Source organism: Williamsia soli (genome assembly GCF_017377795.1).
Lineage (GTDB): Bacteria > Actinomycetota > Actinomycetes > Mycobacteriales > Mycobacteriaceae > Williamsia > Williamsia soli.
The window spans coordinates 88,893-103,508 of record NZ_JAFRDR010000001.1 but is presented as its reverse complement, the minus strand read 5'-3'; the positions used below and the strand labels follow the sequence as shown (position 1 = coordinate 103,508).

15 protein-coding genes and 1 pseudogene are annotated in these 14,616 nt (G+C 65.6%); 4 read left to right on the top strand and 12 right to left on the bottom strand.

The window, feature by feature from the left end; translation table 11 throughout:
* Positions 1-3: 3 nt before the first annotated feature.
* Positions 4-753: an alpha/beta fold hydrolase gene (locus J3S28_RS00515; protein ID WP_207835716.1), complete on the bottom strand. Its 750-nt coding sequence runs from the start codon at positions 751-753 to the stop codon at positions 4-6.
* A 143-nt stretch (positions 754-896) separates the two neighbouring features.
* Between J3S28_RS00515 and J3S28_RS00510 the strand changes: the two genes are divergently transcribed.
* Positions 897-2,000 carry an NAD(P)/FAD-dependent oxidoreductase gene (locus tag J3S28_RS00510; RefSeq protein WP_207835713.1) on the top strand — a complete coding sequence of 368 codons (1,104 nt, stop codon included), beginning with the start codon at positions 897-899 and terminating at the stop codon, positions 1,998-2,000.
* A gap of 13 nt (positions 2,001-2,013) precedes the next feature.
* Here J3S28_RS00510 and J3S28_RS00505 read toward each other — a convergent pair whose 3' ends face one another.
* Together J3S28_RS00505 and J3S28_RS00500 are read right to left on the bottom strand one after the other, a co-directional pair.
* Positions 2,014-2,538: a hypothetical protein gene (locus J3S28_RS00505; protein ID WP_307796710.1), complete on the bottom strand. Its 525-nt coding sequence runs from the start codon at positions 2,536-2,538 to the stop codon at positions 2,014-2,016.
* A 59-nt stretch (positions 2,539-2,597) separates the two neighbouring features.
* Positions 2,598-3,275 carry a hypothetical protein gene (locus J3S28_RS00500; RefSeq protein WP_207835712.1) on the bottom strand — a complete coding sequence of 226 codons (678 nt, stop codon included), beginning with the start codon at positions 3,273-3,275 and terminating at the stop codon, positions 2,598-2,600.
* A 65-nt stretch (positions 3,276-3,340) separates the two neighbouring features.
* On the opposite strand from J3S28_RS00500, the gene J3S28_RS00495 reads away from it, so the two are divergent.
* Positions 3,341-4,126 (top strand): sulfite exporter TauE/SafE family protein, encoded by a 786-nt coding sequence (locus J3S28_RS00495; protein ID WP_207835710.1) that lies wholly within the window; start codon positions 3,341-3,343, stop codon positions 4,124-4,126.
* 184 nt (positions 4,127-4,310) lie between these two features.
* On the opposite strand, the gene J3S28_RS00490 is transcribed toward J3S28_RS00495, so the two are convergent.
* The 5 genes from J3S28_RS00490 to J3S28_RS00470 form a co-directional block, all read right to left on the bottom strand.
* Entirely contained in the window at positions 4,311-5,945 is a 1,635-nt protein-coding gene (locus tag J3S28_RS00490; protein WP_207835708.1) for a monocarboxylic acid transporter, read from the bottom strand.
* Positions 5,942-6,304 (bottom strand): DUF485 domain-containing protein, encoded by a 363-nt coding sequence (locus J3S28_RS00485; RefSeq protein ID WP_207835706.1) that lies wholly within the window; start codon positions 6,302-6,304, stop codon positions 5,942-5,944. Before J3S28_RS00485 ends, J3S28_RS00490 begins: the two co-directional genes overlap by 4 nt.
* A gap of 141 nt (positions 6,305-6,445) precedes the next feature.
* A complete protein-coding gene (locus J3S28_RS00480; protein WP_207835704.1) occupies positions 6,446-8,227 on the bottom strand; it encodes a sodium/solute symporter in 1,782 nt (593 codons plus the stop codon).
* A 13-nt stretch (positions 8,228-8,240) separates the two neighbouring features.
* A complete protein-coding gene (locus tag J3S28_RS00475; RefSeq protein ID WP_084893101.1) occupies positions 8,241-8,615 on the bottom strand; it encodes a DUF485 domain-containing protein in 375 nt (124 codons plus the stop codon).
* A complete protein-coding gene (locus J3S28_RS00470) occupies positions 8,612-9,424 on the bottom strand; it encodes a LytR/AlgR family response regulator transcription factor (RefSeq protein ID WP_207835701.1) in 813 nt (270 codons plus the stop codon). The genes J3S28_RS00475 and J3S28_RS00470 overlap by 4 nt, the downstream gene beginning before the upstream one ends.
* A gap of 124 nt (positions 9,425-9,548) precedes the next feature.
* Here J3S28_RS00470 and J3S28_RS00465 point away from each other — a divergent pair.
* Positions 9,549-10,294 (top strand): annotated as a pseudogene (locus J3S28_RS00465) (AMP-binding protein); the annotation flags it as partial.
* Between the two features lie 111 nt (positions 10,295-10,405).
* On the opposite strand, the gene J3S28_RS00460 reads toward J3S28_RS00465, so the two are convergent.
* The 4 genes from J3S28_RS00460 to J3S28_RS00445 form a co-directional block, all read right to left on the bottom strand.
* The gene (locus tag J3S28_RS00460; protein WP_207835698.1) at positions 10,406-11,611 is read right to left on the bottom strand and encodes a sensor histidine kinase; all 1,206 of its coding nucleotides are present in this window, start codon (positions 11,609-11,611) and stop codon (positions 10,406-10,408) included.
* A gap of 36 nt (positions 11,612-11,647) precedes the next feature.
* Positions 11,648-11,944 (bottom strand): hypothetical protein, encoded by a 297-nt coding sequence (locus J3S28_RS00455; RefSeq protein WP_207835695.1) that lies wholly within the window; start codon positions 11,942-11,944, stop codon positions 11,648-11,650.
* Positions 11,945-11,984: 40 nt separating this feature from the next.
* Positions 11,985-12,572, bottom strand: coding sequence for a TIGR03086 family metal-binding protein (locus J3S28_RS00450; RefSeq protein ID WP_207835692.1), 588 nt, complete (start codon positions 12,570-12,572; stop codon positions 11,985-11,987).
* Between the two features lie 61 nt (positions 12,573-12,633).
* Positions 12,634-13,491, bottom strand: a complete 858-nt coding sequence (locus J3S28_RS00445) for a helix-turn-helix transcriptional regulator (RefSeq protein WP_207838020.1) — start codon at positions 13,489-13,491, stop codon at positions 12,634-12,636.
* A gap of 113 nt (positions 13,492-13,604) precedes the next feature.
* Between J3S28_RS00445 and J3S28_RS00440 the strand changes: the two genes are divergently transcribed.
* The gene (locus tag J3S28_RS00440; protein WP_207835690.1) at positions 13,605-14,606 is read left to right on the top strand and encodes an aldo/keto reductase; all 1,002 of its coding nucleotides are present in this window, start codon (positions 13,605-13,607) and stop codon (positions 14,604-14,606) included.
* The last annotated feature ends 10 nt before the right edge of the window (positions 14,607-14,616 follow it).

Here is a 14,616-nt window from a genome sequence, read left to right as displayed (position 1 = left end):
TCGCTAGAGACCGTGGGACTCCGTGTGTTCAATGGGGAGCAGCGGATCGGCGGTGCCGTGCATGACCAACGTCGGCGCTGAAATCGCTGACATACGCAGATCCGACGGAGCTTCGGCATCCGGCAGCATCGAATGGTTCTTCACGCTGGACTCGATGTTTTTGGTACGCACAACCATTCCCTGCACCAGCTCTCGTACAGCAGCGGTGTTCGCAGCGAGCTGACCCGCGTAGGCACGGAGGTCGTCCACGAGGTAATCGGTCACCGCCGCCGTATCTCCCCAGTCCGGCTCCGGCGGCGGATCAGCGAAATGCCTGCTGAGGGCCTTGTTCGGTCCTGGCAGATCGGCATCGACCGGGCCGATCGCAGTGGTCGACAACAACGTCAGCGTCGCAACTCGCGAAGGGTGCGTCAATGACAGGAGCTGAGCGAGGGCACCGCCCATGGAGATCCCCACCACGTGCCCCGCGTCGATGTCGAGGGCATCGAGCAACCCGATGGCGTCATCGATCAGGTCACGCGAGGTGTAGGTCGGCGCTCCCGGCGGATAGTTCACCGACCGGCCGGTGTCGCGGAAGTCGTATCGGATGACGTGACGACCGGCTGCTGCGAGTTCATCGCAGAAGTCGGCCTCCCAGTAGTCCATGGAACATCCGGCGCCGCCGATGAGTAGCAGAGCGGGGTGATGGTGATCGCCGAAGGACTCCGCGCATAGATCCACACCGCTCACCGTCAACATCCGCTCGATGCCCACGCTTCACCTACCTTCGATCCTGGTTGCCACGACGATAGCGATATCGCGGTTGCGGTGAGGGCTTACCCGGTCGCGACGTAACCTCTCCAGGGCGATACCACACCGATGTCGCACGACCAGACGAGACGCGGAGGTGAGTGCCAGTGGCCGAGACAATTGACTGCCTGGTGGTCGGTGCCGGTGTGATCGGTCTGGCGGTGGCCAGAGAACTCGCTCTCGCCGGTCGGGAAGTGATCATCGTCGATGCAGAAGGCGCGATCGGAACGCAGACCAGTTCCCGCAACTCAGAAGTGATTCATGCCGGAATCTACTATCCCACCGGAAGTATGAAGGCCCGCCTGTGCGTGCGCGGTCGCGAGATGCTCTATCGCTACTGCGCCGACCGCGGCATCGCGCATCGCAGACTCGGAAAGCTCATCGTCGCCACCGATCCGGAGCAGGTGTCGAGGCTCACCGAGATCAAGGCACAGGCCGCCGCGAACGGTGTGCTCGACCTGCGCCGGGTCGGTGCCGTCGAACTCACCGCTCTCGAGCCGGAACTTGCTGCGGTGGAGGCACTTCTGTCGCCTTCGACGGGAATCGTCGACAGCCACGGGCTGATGTCGGCTCTGCACCGCGACGCCGGTGACGCAGGGACCACCACTGTCCTTCGTACACCGGTGACATCCGGCCGCATCGTCGACGGACGGCTCGAAATCGACCTGGACGGAACGCCGGTCCGGTGCGCCATCCTGATCAACTGCGCAGGTCTCGGCGCTTGGGGCGTAGCGCACGCGATCGACGGCTTTCCCGTCGAGCGGATACCGAAACGCGCACTGGCCAAGGGGAATTACTACTCGCTCACGCATGGTCGCGCGCCGTTTTCCCACCTCGTCTACCCGATACCCGCCGACGGTGGACTAGGAGTGCACCTCACCCTCGACCTCGCGGGCCAGGCCCGGTTCGGGCCGGATGTCGAGTGGAGCGACGCAGTCGACTACACCGTCGACGCAGGCAGAGCAGATGCGTTCTATGCCGAGATCCGGAAGTATTGGCCACAGCTACCCGATGATGCGCTGAGCGCGGCTTACTCCGGCATCCGGCCCAAACTGGCCGGCCGGGGTGAACCCAATGCCGACTTCCTGATCCAGGGCCCATCCGAGCACGGCATCGACGGCCTGATCAATCTGTTCGGGTTCGAGTCTCCCGGGCTCACTTCGTGTCTCGCAATCGCCGAAGTCGTCGCCCCGCTTGCCGCGCGGAGCTGACCCCTGACTCGGATCAGGCCTCTTCGTCCGGATCGTCCGGGTTCTCGGGTTCGACAGGCGGAGGCTCTGCGGGGTCGCGCAGATTCGCGATGGCGGCATCGATCTTGACCAGCGCTTCCGCTTTCGGCGCGTAGTACAACTCGCCGGGCAGTAGTTCCAGCCAGCGCACGGCCCAGCCGATCCGTCGGAAGTCGTCGTCATCCCGATCGGGCGCGGCCGCGGCCGCGATCAGCTCGTCGTCGAGCACGAACACCGCATCGTCCAGGCGCTCCCGGGCGGCCCGCAGTTCATCGTCATTGCGCAGGGACGGATTCTCGTAGACCAGACCCATCGCATAACGGATTCGGCGATGGAGCAGGGCTTCCGGTTCCGGCGATTTCTTCCACTCCACCGGCGCACGACCCGGTTTACCCGGCACCAGATCGGTCGAGTTGGCGAACCTACGCACTCTTTTGTTCGAGTCGTAGGCGAACCAGAGAAAGCCGAGCAGTGTCAGCACCGCGAACGCCACAGCGGCAACGACGATCAGCCAAGCCACACCGATCACCTCCTGTTCCGATCCGACGGGCGAGAGTTGTCAACACCCGCGAGGTTAGTTCACCCCAGACCGGGGTCCCGCGCCCAGCCCCGCTCGATGAGGAGGTCAGCGACGGTTCGGGTGTTGACGTCTGCCTGAGCCTCTTGGAAGCCCCGGCACTGATCGCTCAGCCGGCGACACAGTGTTGTTTGCGACATCAAGGACAGGACCGGCCCGCCCGGCGGCGCGATCACACCCCACCGGGACACGTAGAGTTCGGCCGAACCTCGTCCAGCCAGGTCACACTCGACGGTGATGCGCCGATAGTTGGGCTCGGTCTCATCGATGGCCGCGAGTTGCTGGCCGGAGAACATGTTGATGATGAAGGTGTTCCGGGTGTCGACCGTGGCGTACGGCGCAGCTGGGATGTACCCCGCGACGCTGCGGTGTCCGCTGTGCCCGACCGATACACCGGGCGCGCTACCCGAGAGGAACGGCACCGTGGCGTCGACACCCACCGACTCCAGTTTTCGGAGGACAACCGCGGCACAGGCATTGGACCCGATCGCGAGTACCGCCGTACGTCCGGCGAGATCGGCGAGCCCGTGGCGGCGAAGGACGTCAGTCAGATCGTCCACGCCGAGTGCGGTCGAGAACCGGCCCTCGTGCAGCAACCCGGGACCGGGCACAAGCCGACCGGGATATTCCTGCGGCCGAGCCGACAGATTGTCGTCGGTCACCGAGACGTCGTAACTCATCACTGACCAGTGAAGCCCAGTCAGGCGATTGGTGCGTCGCAAACCGAGCGTGGCACGGTATACCAATGTCGATCTGGGAAGTGGTGGCGATCCTGTTCGCCGGTGTCGGTGCCGGGGCCATCAACGCCGTGGTCGGAAGCGGCACCCTGATCACCTTCCCCACCTTGATCGCGTTCGGCTTCCCTCCCGTCACCGCCACCATGACCAACGCCGTCGGTCTCGTCGCGGGCGGCGTCTCCGGGACCTGGGGCTACCGACGCGAGCTGGCCGGACAGTGGCCACGGTTGAAGTGGCAGATCCCGGCGTCGTTGGTCGGTGCGATCATCGGTAGCTGGCTTCTGCTGCACCTCCCGGAAAAGGCCTTCGAGACGATCGTTCCGGTGCTCTTGGTTCTCGCACTCGTACTGGTCATCTTGCAGCCTCGGATCCAGCGGTGGACGGCGTCCCGAATGACCGCGGACCCTGACGATGTCCACGACACTTTCCTGAGCCCGACCCGGACCGGGCTGTTGACGGGCTCGACGTTCCTCGTCGGCATCTACGGCGGGTACTTCACCGCCGCGCAGGGCATCCTGCTGATGGGCGCGATGGGCGTCATCGTCAACGACAAGATCCAGCGCCTGAACGCGGCCAAGAACTTGCTGTCGCTGATCGTCAACGTTGTTGCCGCGGTGGCGTACACCGTGGTCGCCTTCGACCGCATCAATTGGGCCGCCGCCGGCCTCATCGCGATCGGCTCCCTGGCCGGAGGCGTGATCGGCGCCAAGTACGGCCGCACACTCTCCCCCACCGCACTACGCGCGGTGATCGTGATCGTCGGCATCATCGGCTTGTGGCGCCTACTCGCTTGAGCTATCTGCTCGCTCCGCTCGCTTTGTCGGATGTGGCCATCAGGCGGTCGTTCTTCCCTTCTCCTCACCTCGCTGGCGCTCGTTCGTCGGCAGTCCAGAACAACCGCGGCCACGTCCTCCGAAAAACACCGACCCCAGCATTGACGGAATGCTGGGGTCGGTGCCGGTGGAGCGAGTAAATAACTCAGTGACTTACTGCTTTTTCGACTCCTACACCCGTCAGGCTGCGGACCTCCATCTCGGCTTGCTTGGCCGCGTTCTCCTTGCGACGGCCACCGACGTAGGTGCCGATGATCGCGAGGATGAAGCCCGCCGGGATCGAGACGATGCCCGGGTTCGACATCGGGAAGAAGTCGAAGTTGGCGTCCGGGAACATCGATGTCGGCTTACCCGACACGGCCGGCGAGATCACGATCAGACCGATGCAGGTGAGCAGGCCGCCGTAGATGCTGAAGAGCGCGCCGGTGGTGTTGAAGCGCTTCCAGAACAGCGAGAACAGGAGCGTCGGCAGGTTGGCCGAGGCGGCGACCGCGAAGGCCAGCGCCACCAGGAACGCGATGTTCTGACCCATGGCCGCGATACCGAGCACGATCGAGATGACGCCGATGACAACCACCGTGATCCGGGAGACCCGCACCTGCTGTTCCTCGGTGGCGTTGCCGCGCTTGATGACGCTGGCGTAGATGTCGTGTGCGAACGACGCCGACGCGGTGATCGCCAGGCCGGCGACGACGGCGAGAATCGTTGCGAACGCGACCGCCGAAATCACCGCCAGGAAGATCGTCCCGCCGAGCTCGAAGGCCAACAGTGGGGCCGCCGAGTTCTCCTTACCGGGCGCCGCGAGGATCTTGTCCGGGCCGACCGACTTCGCTGCGCCATAGCCGAGAACCAGGGTGAACAGGTAGAACGCGCCGATGAGGGCGATGGCCCAGGTGACCGAGCGACGAGCTTCCTTGGCGGTGGGAACCGTGTAGAAGCGCATCAGGACGTGGGGCAGACCCGCGGTACCGAGGACCAGGGCGATGCCGAGCGAGATGAAGTCGAGCTTCGACATGTCGCTGATCCCATATTTCGCACCGGGCGCGGCGATGTCGCGATTCGCGACCGCCTCGCTCGCCGAACCACTGACGGTGGCCTGGGCGTCGGCGATCAGCTGCGAGAAGTTGCCCTTCACGGCGAAGAGCACCAGGACGAACATGACGCCGGCACCGGCGATGAGCAGCACGGCCTTGACCATCTGCACATATGTCGTGCCCTTCATGCCACCGATGAGCACGTAGGCGATCATCAGCACACCGACCACGGCGACAACGACGCCTTGGCCGAACTTGCCGTCGATGTTGAGCAGCAGCGCGACGAGTCCACCGGCACCGGCCATCTGGGCGAGCAGGTAGAACAGCGAGACCGTGAGGGTCGACAGTGCGGCCGCCATGCGAACCGGACGCTCCTGAAGCCGGAAGCTCAGCACGTCGGCCATCGTGAATCTGCCGGTGTTACGCAGCAATTCGGCGACTAGCAGCAATGCCACCAGCCAGGCGACCAGGAAGCCGACCGAGTAGAGGAAGCCGTCGTAGCCGTACACGGCGATGGCGCCCGCGATACCGAGGAACGATGCCGCCGAGAGATAGTCACCGGCGATCGCGAAACCGTTCTGCGGTCCGGAGAACTGTCCGCCACCGGTGTAGAAGTCGGAGGCCTTCTTGGTGGTCTTGCTGGCGCGGATCACGATCGTCATCGTGATGACGACGAACGCGACGAAGATCGCGATGTTGAGGGCGGGGTTGCCTACCGATGCGGCGTCCGCGGCGAGTGTGGTCATTTGAGCGGGCCTTCCAGCTCGTCACGAATGGCGGCCGCGCGGGGATCGAGATCACGGTTGGCGAACCGCACATAGACGGCGGTGATGATGAACGTGGACACGAATTGGCCGAGTCCGAAGATGATGCCGATGTTGATGTTGCCCCACACCTTGGTGGCCATGAACTCGTGCGCGTACGTGGCGACGAGCACGTAGAGCATGTACCAGGCGAGGAAGAACGCCGTGAGCGGGAACACGAAGACGCGGAGTCGACGGCGCAGGTCCTGGAATTCCGGACTGGCCTGCATGTCGATGAACGCCTGCGCGTCCGGGGCAGGTCGTCCGGGCGACGCCTCCGGGCTCAGGTCTGATGTGGTCACGGGAGACTCCTGGTGTGAAGGGATGGAGAACTCGTTCGAACATTAGTGAGGTCTGGGTCACAACAGAATGGTGTGGCGGCGCTCACACGGCGAGCTGTCGATCTATGCGGTGAACGGTCGGAAATCTGCGACGAACGGCACTCACTCCGCGTGCGGTCGCTCCCCCGGATTCAGGTTCGCCTCGCGGTCCTTGCCCAGGCCGAGGCCTTCCGGCGCGTGTAGTCGGGTCAACACACGACCGACGTCGGACGGGATCTGCGCCGCCGTGAACTTGCTGACGACCAGCATCGTCGCGAAGGCCAACGGCACACTCACCGCAGCCGGATAACCCGCCAGCGCCGCAGGCCAACCGCCGAGGAGGTTGTCGGAGAAGCCACCCACGGACGTCGCCAGCGCCGCCCCGCCGGCAACGACACCGCCGACGATCAGTCCGGCCGCGGCGCCGGTCGCAGTCAGTCCCCGCCACCAGATCCCGAGGACCAGCAGCGGGCACAGGGTGGAGGCGGCAACGGCGAACACCAGGCCGACAGTGCGGGACAGATCGATGGAGGTGACCGCGACCGCCAGCAACAGCGGCACGATGCCTGCGAGCAGCGACGCGATCCTGAAGTCGCGGACTCGTCCGCGCAGGACGTCGGTGCTCAGAACGCCGGCGACGCTGACGAGTAAGCCCGACGACGTGGCGAGGAAGGCGGCGATCGCACCGGCGGCCACCAGCGCCGCCAACAGTTGTCCACCTATGCCGGACACCACGGTCCCCGGCAGGAGCAGCACCGCGGCGTCGGACGCACCGGTGATCAGAAGCTGCGGAACCCACAGCCGGGCAAAGGCACCGAGCAGGGTGGGGAAGAGATAGAAGACTGCCAGCAGGCCGACCACGGCCAGCGACGTCGCCCTGGCGGCCCGGCCGTCGGGGTTCGTATAGAACCGCACCAGCACGTGCGGCAGCCCCATCGTGCCGAGGAAGATCCCGATGATCAGCGAATACACCTGATACATCGGATGGTCGCCGCCGAAACCCCATCCGGGCGCGGCCCATTCGTCGTGGGTGGCGGGCGCGCCGGCGACCACGGGCACCGAAGAACCCGCGGCCAGCTCCAGCGACGTACCCCCGCTGATCTCATGGTCGCCGGGGTCCAGGCGCACCGGCCCCCCGACCTCGACACCATCGATCTGTCCGACCGCGGTCACCACCAGGTCGCCCGAGACCCGCACGACGACGTCCGTGGTGACGTCGACTGTGGTCTGTTCGGCCACCGTCGGGGGTGCGTCCGAACCCAATTTCTGATCATCTCCGTAGAAGTGGACGGCGAGCACCAGTGCGGGTACCGCGATCGCGGTCAGCTTGAGCCAGTACTGGAACGCCTGGACAAAGGTGATCGATCGCATGCCGCCACCGACGACATTGGCGATCACGATCACCCCGACCACCACCGCCCCAACCCACGCGGGCACGCCCAGCAGGATGTTGAGGGTCAAGCCCGCGCCTTGGAGCTGGGGGACGAGATAGAGGATGCAGATCAGCACCACCACTCCGGTGGCGAGTTTGCGAAGTCGCTTGGAGCCCAACCTGAACTCCGCGAAGTCGGGAACCGTATAGGCACCGGATCTGCGCAGCGGTGCGGCGACGAACAGCAGCAGTCCGACGTAGCCGGCGGTGAACCCGATCGGATACCACAGCGCGTCGGCACCGTACTTCGCGATGAGTCCGGCGACCCCGAGAAATGAAGCCGCCGACAGGTACTCGCCCGAGATCGCTGCGGCATTCCAGTTCGACCCCACGCTACGGGAAGCGACCAGGAAGTCAGAGGTGGTGCGCGCCAGCCGAACCCCATAGGTTCCGATCGCGACCGTTGCGACCGCAGCGGCGATCAGCGCGATCAATGTCGGCAGTGGCACCGACTGGCCGGATATCGTCTGCATCTTCAGGGTTGCGTCAGTCGTCGACCAGGTCGGCGAACTCGTGTTCGTTGCGGTCCGCCAGCCGGTTGTAGAGCCAGCACACGGCCAGCAACATCGGGTAGACCCCCGCACCGAGCACCAGCCACGGAAGTCTGACACCGAACACCGTCACGTCCGAGAGCTCGGGGAAGATGGCCGCCAGCAACGGGATCGCTCCCAGCACCAGCAGGGTCAGGCCACCCAGCCGTAAGGCCAGTCCGAGCTGAGCTCGCATCAGACCGCGGATCAGGGCATCGCCGACCTCCGTGTGCTCTTGCACCTCTACCCGTGAGCGGACTTTTCGAGCCCCGCGACGCTTGGCGAGCACCACGCGTTCGCGGGGCCGCGGGGCGCCGGCCGGGGAGGTCATCGACCCTGCTTGGAGCTTCGAACCAGACGGTCTTTGAGTTCGCGCGTATGCCGCCGACTGACCGGGAGTTCGACGGGGGCACCGTCCTGGCCGGGACCGAGACAGACCACGGTCCCCGATCCGACGGTGCGAATCCCGGTGACCCGTCGCAGCAACACCAGGTAGGAGCGGTGCACCCGGAGGAATCCCGCTTTCTCCCATCGGTTTTCGAGAGTCGAGATAGGTATTCGGACCAGGTGGGAGCCGGTCTCGGTGTGCAGTCTGGAGTAGTCGCCCTCTGCTTCGACCCACAACACCGCCGAGCGTTGGACGAGAGTGGTGGCACCACCCATCTCGACGGCGATCACCTCATCGGAATCGGCTTCCGCGGTGGGACCTGGCGGGGTGGTCGACACGTCACGCTGCTCTCGAAGTTCGACCACCCTTCGCACTGATTCGGAGAGCCGTTGTGCTCGAAGTGGTTTGAGCAGGTAGTCAACGGCGCCGAGGTCGAACGCCCGGACCGCGCGATCGTCGTGCGCGGTCACGAACACCACGGCGGGCGGATTGGCGAACGCAGCCAGCACCCCGGCCAGTTCGAGACCGTCGAGGCCGGGCATGTTGATGTCGAGGAACACCGCGTCGATCGTGTCGGGCCGATCTTTGATCACCCGCAGGGCAGTTGTGGCGTCCGCAGCCGTCACCACCTCGCCGACAGCCTCTTCGTTACCGAGCAGATAGGCCAACTCGTCGAGGGCGGGTGCCTCATCGTCGACAGCCAGCACCGTCAGCGGTCCGTGCCGGTTCGGCGGCGATGAGTTCTGCGTCACAACGTATCTATAGTGCCACGTCGAACACGTCGAAGTGCGATGGCGTACTCGGCGCCGCCGCAAGAGATGGCGTGCAACAATTCTATCCTGTCAATGTTAACAATGATTGAATGGGAGTGTCTGCATGCGTCTCACCCCCGACCACCTCGCAGCGCACTACGTGAAGAGTGGTTGGTGGACCGATGACACCATCGGAGACCTGTTGAGCAGCGGTTTGGCAGAGCACGGCGACATCACCTTCGAGGTGCACTCGGCAACCCGGCCGTGGCCGGGCACCTTCGCCGTGGTGGAACGGCAGCACGCCGATTGGCTGGCGGACTCCGAGCCCGAGGCGTCGGACCCCTTCACCGACACGGTGCCGATCGATCCCTCCGACCCTGCCCTGATCGCCTTCACATCCGGGACCACGACCGCAGCCAAAGGCGTGGTGCACAGCCATCGCACCCTGGGATTCGAGACGCGACAACTCGGTTCACGACACCCTGCCGACAGCCATCCACAGATCACCGGAGCACCTGTCGGCCACTTCATCGGGATGGTCAGCGCACTGCTGCTGCCGGTGATGAGTGGGCATCCGGGTGCATCTCATCGACATCTGGGATCCGGAGCGCGTGATAGCGCTCATGGAGGAGCGCGGTGTGAAGGTCGGCGGAGGGGCACCGTTCTTCGTGACGAGCCTGCTCGAACATCCCGGCTTCACCCCGCGGTCGCGCCCTCGCAGGTGTCGAGATCGCGCTCGCCGACGATGGCGAGATCCTCTCCCGCGGACCAGATCTGTTCATCGGCTACACCGACGATGTCTTGACCGACACCGTTTTCGACAGCGAGGGCTGGTACCGCACCGGTGACATCGGGACGATTGACGAGGAGATCCACGGTGTCCAGGAGTTTCCCCGCACGCCCAGCGGCAAGATCCAGAAAGTCCTGGTTCGCAGATTCGTGGCCGACAACGCCACTGTCTCCCCGCGATGACGACCGCAGTCACACCGCCACACCGGGACGGAACTTCGGCACCCTCATGCTGACCTTGGTGCCGGCCCCGGGTGCCGTCTCCACCACCAACCCGTAGTCGTTCCCGAACGCCGCGCGCAGTCTGTCGTCGACGTTGGCCAGCCCCACGTGAGCGCTCTCGCCGGCGCCGTGACCGCTCACGCCCGAGATGATGGCGTCGAGATCGCCGGACCGCAGGAGGTCGGGGTCCATCCCGATACCGTCGTCTTCGACGCTGATCACGCAATCGGTACCCTCGTCCGCGGCAACGATGGTCACCGTTCCACCGTCGGGCTTGCTTGAAATACCATGGCGCACAGCATTTTCCACCAAAGGCTGGAGGGCCAGGAACGGCAACACCACGTTGAGTACCTCGGGCGCCACCTGGAGCCGGACCTCGAGCGAGCCGCCGAACCGGGCGCGTTCGAGCGTCAGGTAGCGATCGATGTTGCGCAATTCGTCGGCGAGCACCGTGTACTCCCCTGCCGCACGGAATGAGTACCGGGTGAAGTCGGCGAACTCGAGGATCAGTTCACGGGCTTGTTCGGGATCGGTGCGCACGAACGACGCAACGGTTCCGAGTGCGTTGTAGATGAAATGCGGGCTGATCTGTGCGCGGAGGGCGCGGACCTCGGCGCGGTCGAGCCGGGCCCGCGACGCGTCCAGTTCGGCGAGCTCGATCTGATTGCCCGCGTAACGCGCCACCTCGGCGATCGCCGACAGCATTCCTGGCCCCGGTTGGGTGCGGGTCACCACGCCCATCACCCCCACCGATCCGGACTCACCCGGCAGGAGTGGCTGCACCACCAGCGCCCGGACGCCGGGTTCGTCGAGTTGGTCGGCCTTGATGAGGATTCGCCGACCCTCTTCGGAGGCGCGGACCGCAGCGTCGGCGAAGTGCGTGCTCAGACGCCCGTGTGGACCGGTCCAAGCGAGGACGACGCCGTTCGCGTCGGCAAGACCGAGAGCATCGGCTGCGGTGAGCCCACGCAGGTGAGGCGCCGCCTCGGCCGCGGAGTCCGCGTCCAGTCCACGCCGTAATGGACGGGCCGCCATCGAAGCGGTGTGCAGCGTCGCATGGACCGCCCGTTCGGCCGGCGTCGTCAGGGTCGGCCGAGTGCGGACCCGCAGGGCGACGGCCGCCACCACCACGAGCAGCACCGCGAGCAGACCAATGGTGAGCGCGAGCCCGGACATCAGTGGTCGCTCACGTCGGCATCGGACGGTGGTGGATCAGTGGTCGGCGACCGCGTATGCCGCACCGGCGGCCGCGGTGGTCACCGCGAACACTGCGGGCCAGGCGCCGATCTTCTTGGTCAGCGGATGCGAAGCGCCGAAGGCGACGAGATAGCCGCCGAGGAGCGAACCGGCCACGACCGGCCCCTTGGCCTTGAACCATTCGGTCGTGCACCAGGCGCCCGCGGCGGCGAGTACGACCCCACCGAGTTCGCGACGGCCGCTGTATCTGGCGGCAGCGAATCCGCCGATGAGTCCGGCGGCGACAACAGGTGCGGTGAAGGTTTCGGTCACACGCCGACTCTACCGCCGAAGCAGATTCGGGCGGTTACGGTCAGGCGGGGGCGCTCCAGTGCGGATCACGGCCGGACAGTCCCAGCAAGGTGTCGAGGTCAGTGGCGTCGGCCGATGTCTCCACTCGCGGGCCGAAGGTCTTGCCCGGGCCCTGGTAGTCGTCGGTCAGCATGGTCGGCGCGAACTCCGCGGATACCGCGGCCGCCTCAGGGGCCGGGTCCCACTCCTGACCGGTCGCCACCGCCAGATCCCAGCCGTGAACGATGTACTCCCACAGGATCATCGACATCGCCATCTCACCGGGCATCGGACTCTCACCGAGGTACAGCGGTCGCTGGTCGGCTCCGGATCTCACGGCGGTGTCGAGGCGGTCCGCAGCGGAGCGGATCGCCGCAGCGGCGTCTGCGGCCGCCGGTGGCACGTCGGCGCCGGCGGCCTCGGCCCGTCCTTCGGGATCGGCGAATCCGGAGGCGAACGTGGTCAGCCACCCCGCGATGTGGTTACGCAGCTGTGCCACATCGAGTTCGGTACACGGGGTCGGTGCGCTCTCGTGCCCGCCGGAGTTCTCGACCACGACTGCGAGATCGGCCAATACCGGTCGGAGCAGGTCAACTGTTGTGGTTGTCATGACCTGAGTGTCGCACGACACCGATGCCGTGGCTTGAAGAAATGCGACGAACCCGCCAGATCTAGTTGGTCAGGTGCTCACCATCTCCGAGGACCTGGGTCCCGATGACTCCGAGCAGATCGAGTCGCTCTCTCGCCTCCGTGCCGGGTTGCGGAAAGTAGACGAGCAGGTGCTGATCTTCCTTCTGGGTGACCAGTGTTTCGCAGAGCAAGGCGATCTCGCCGACCTCCGGATGGATGAACCTCTTGAGCGCGCTGGTCCTGGTGGCCACGTGGTGCTCAGACCACAGTCCGACGAACTCGTCGCTCACCGATTGCAGCGCGCCGACCAGTTCTGCCACCACGACGTCGCCGCCGCGTTTGGCCGCTATGGCCCGTAGGTCGCTCACATGCTTGCGACTCATTCGAGTCCAGTCCTCGGAATTGAACCGGGTCCGGGTTTCAGGATCGGTGAACCAGCGCCAGGTGTGGAACCGGTCGAGTCCGGTCACCGTCGATTGGTCGCCGACCAGCAGCACGTTCATCCGGTTCTGGGCAAGCGTTTCGCCGAGATCGGAGACCACGCAGGCGGGGATGTCGTCGAGTTTGTCGAGCAGATGCAGCAGCCCGGGCCCGACGTGGGAGTCCCCGCCGATGCGCGGTGGCGGCGCGTGGCCGCTCAGCAGATACAGGTGGTCACGTTCGTCGTCGGTGAGGCGCAGCGCACGGGCCATCGACGCGACGATCTGCGTCGACGGATGAGGACCGCGAGACTGTTCGAGACGGGTGTAGTAGTCGGTGGACATTCCCGCCAGCGACGCGACCTCGTCGCGGCGTAGCCCTGGCGTGCGCCTGCGGATACCTTCGGGCAGTCCCACATCACGCGGGACCAGGGCCGCGCGACGGCGGCGCAGGAAGTCGGCCAGTTCGGCGCGGTCCATTCGGTTGCTCACCCCGTCCACTGTGCACCGTCCCCAGCTCACCATCCAGGGACCGGCGATCCCCCGATGACCGGTCTCTGCCACCGACTCCACATCCGCTGCAGTCTCTGTGCATGAGCATTCAACAGGCAACACTCGGAAAAACAGGTCCCTCGGTCTCTCGCGTCGGATTGGGGGCGATGGGCATGTCCGGCTCGTACGGAGCTGCCGACGACAAAGAATCGATCGCAACCATCCACGCCGCCATCGACGCGGGAGTCACCCTCATCGACACCGGCGACTTCTACGGCATGGGTCACAATGAGCTCCTGATCGGGCGAGCGCTCCGTGACCGCAACCGCGACGACGTCCAACTCAGCGTCAAGTTCGGTGGCATGATCGCCCCCGGTGGCAACTGGGTCGGCTTCGACACCCGGCCGGCTGCGGTGAAGAACTTCCTCAACTACACCCTGACCAGACTCGGCGTCGACCACATCGACATCTATCGACCCGGCCGTCTCGACCCCACCGTTCCGATCGAGGACACCGTCGGAGCCATCGCCGAACTGGTCGACGCCGGATACGTTCGACACATCGGACTCTCGGAGGTCGGCAGCGACACCATCCGCCGCGCCGCCGCGGTGCACCCGATCGCCGACCTGCAGATCGAGTACTCGCTGATCTCGAGAGGGATCGAGGACGAGATCCGCTCTGTCGCGCGCGAGCTCGGCATAGGCATCACCGCCTACGGCGTTCTCTCCCGGGGCCTGCTGGGCAACGCCATCACCTCGGACACCCAGCTCGAGCCGACCGACTTCCGTTCGCACAGCCCGCGGTTCCAGGGTGAGAACTTGACCAGGAACCTGACCCTGGTCGAGCCGCTGGCCCGGATCGCGGCCCAGCGCGACGTCACCGTCGCGCAGTTGGCGATCGCATGGGTGCTGGCCCAGGGCGACGACATCGTGCCGCTGATCGGCACCCGCCGGGTGGCCCGACTCGAGGAATCGTTTCGCAGCGTGGACATCCGGCTCTCCCCGGACGAGTTGGCGACCATAGAGGCTGCGGTTCCTGCCGGTGCTGCGGCCGGTTCCCGGTATCCGGAAGAACACATGGCGGCGCTGGACAGCGAGCGCTGAGCACGGCCGA

Excerpts from the sequence above, each read along its gene's own strand:
- J3S28_RS00500 (WP_207835712.1), bottom strand. The coding sequence starts at position 3,275 with ATGAGTTACGACGTCTCGGTGACCGACGACAATCTGTCGGCTCGGCCG.
- J3S28_RS00495 (WP_207835710.1), top strand. The coding sequence starts at position 3,341 with ATGTCGATCTGGGAAGTGGTGGCGATCCTGTTCGCCGGTGTCGGTGCC.
- J3S28_RS00490 (WP_207835708.1), bottom strand. The coding sequence starts at position 5,945 with ATGACCACACTCGCCGCGGACGCCGCATCGGTAGGCAACCCCGCCCTC.
- J3S28_RS00480 (WP_207835704.1), bottom strand. The coding sequence starts at position 8,227 with ATGCAGACGATATCCGGCCAGTCGGTGCCACTGCCGACATTGATCGCG.
- J3S28_RS00475 (WP_084893101.1), bottom strand. The coding sequence starts at position 8,615 with ATGACCTCCCCGGCCGGCGCCCCGCGGCCCCGCGAACGCGTGGTGCTC.
- J3S28_RS00460 (WP_207835698.1), bottom strand. The coding sequence starts at position 11,611 with ATGTCCGGGCTCGCGCTCACCATTGGTCTGCTCGCGGTGCTGCTCGTG.
- J3S28_RS00450 (WP_207835692.1), bottom strand. The coding sequence starts at position 12,572 with ATGACAACCACAACAGTTGACCTGCTCCGACCGGTATTGGCCGATCTC.
- J3S28_RS00445 (WP_207838020.1), bottom strand. The coding sequence starts at position 13,491 with ATGGACCGCGCCGAACTGGCCGACTTCCTGCGCCGCCGTCGCGCGGCC.
- J3S28_RS00440 (WP_207835690.1), top strand. The coding sequence starts at position 13,605 with ATGAGCATTCAACAGGCAACACTCGGAAAAACAGGTCCCTCGGTCTCT.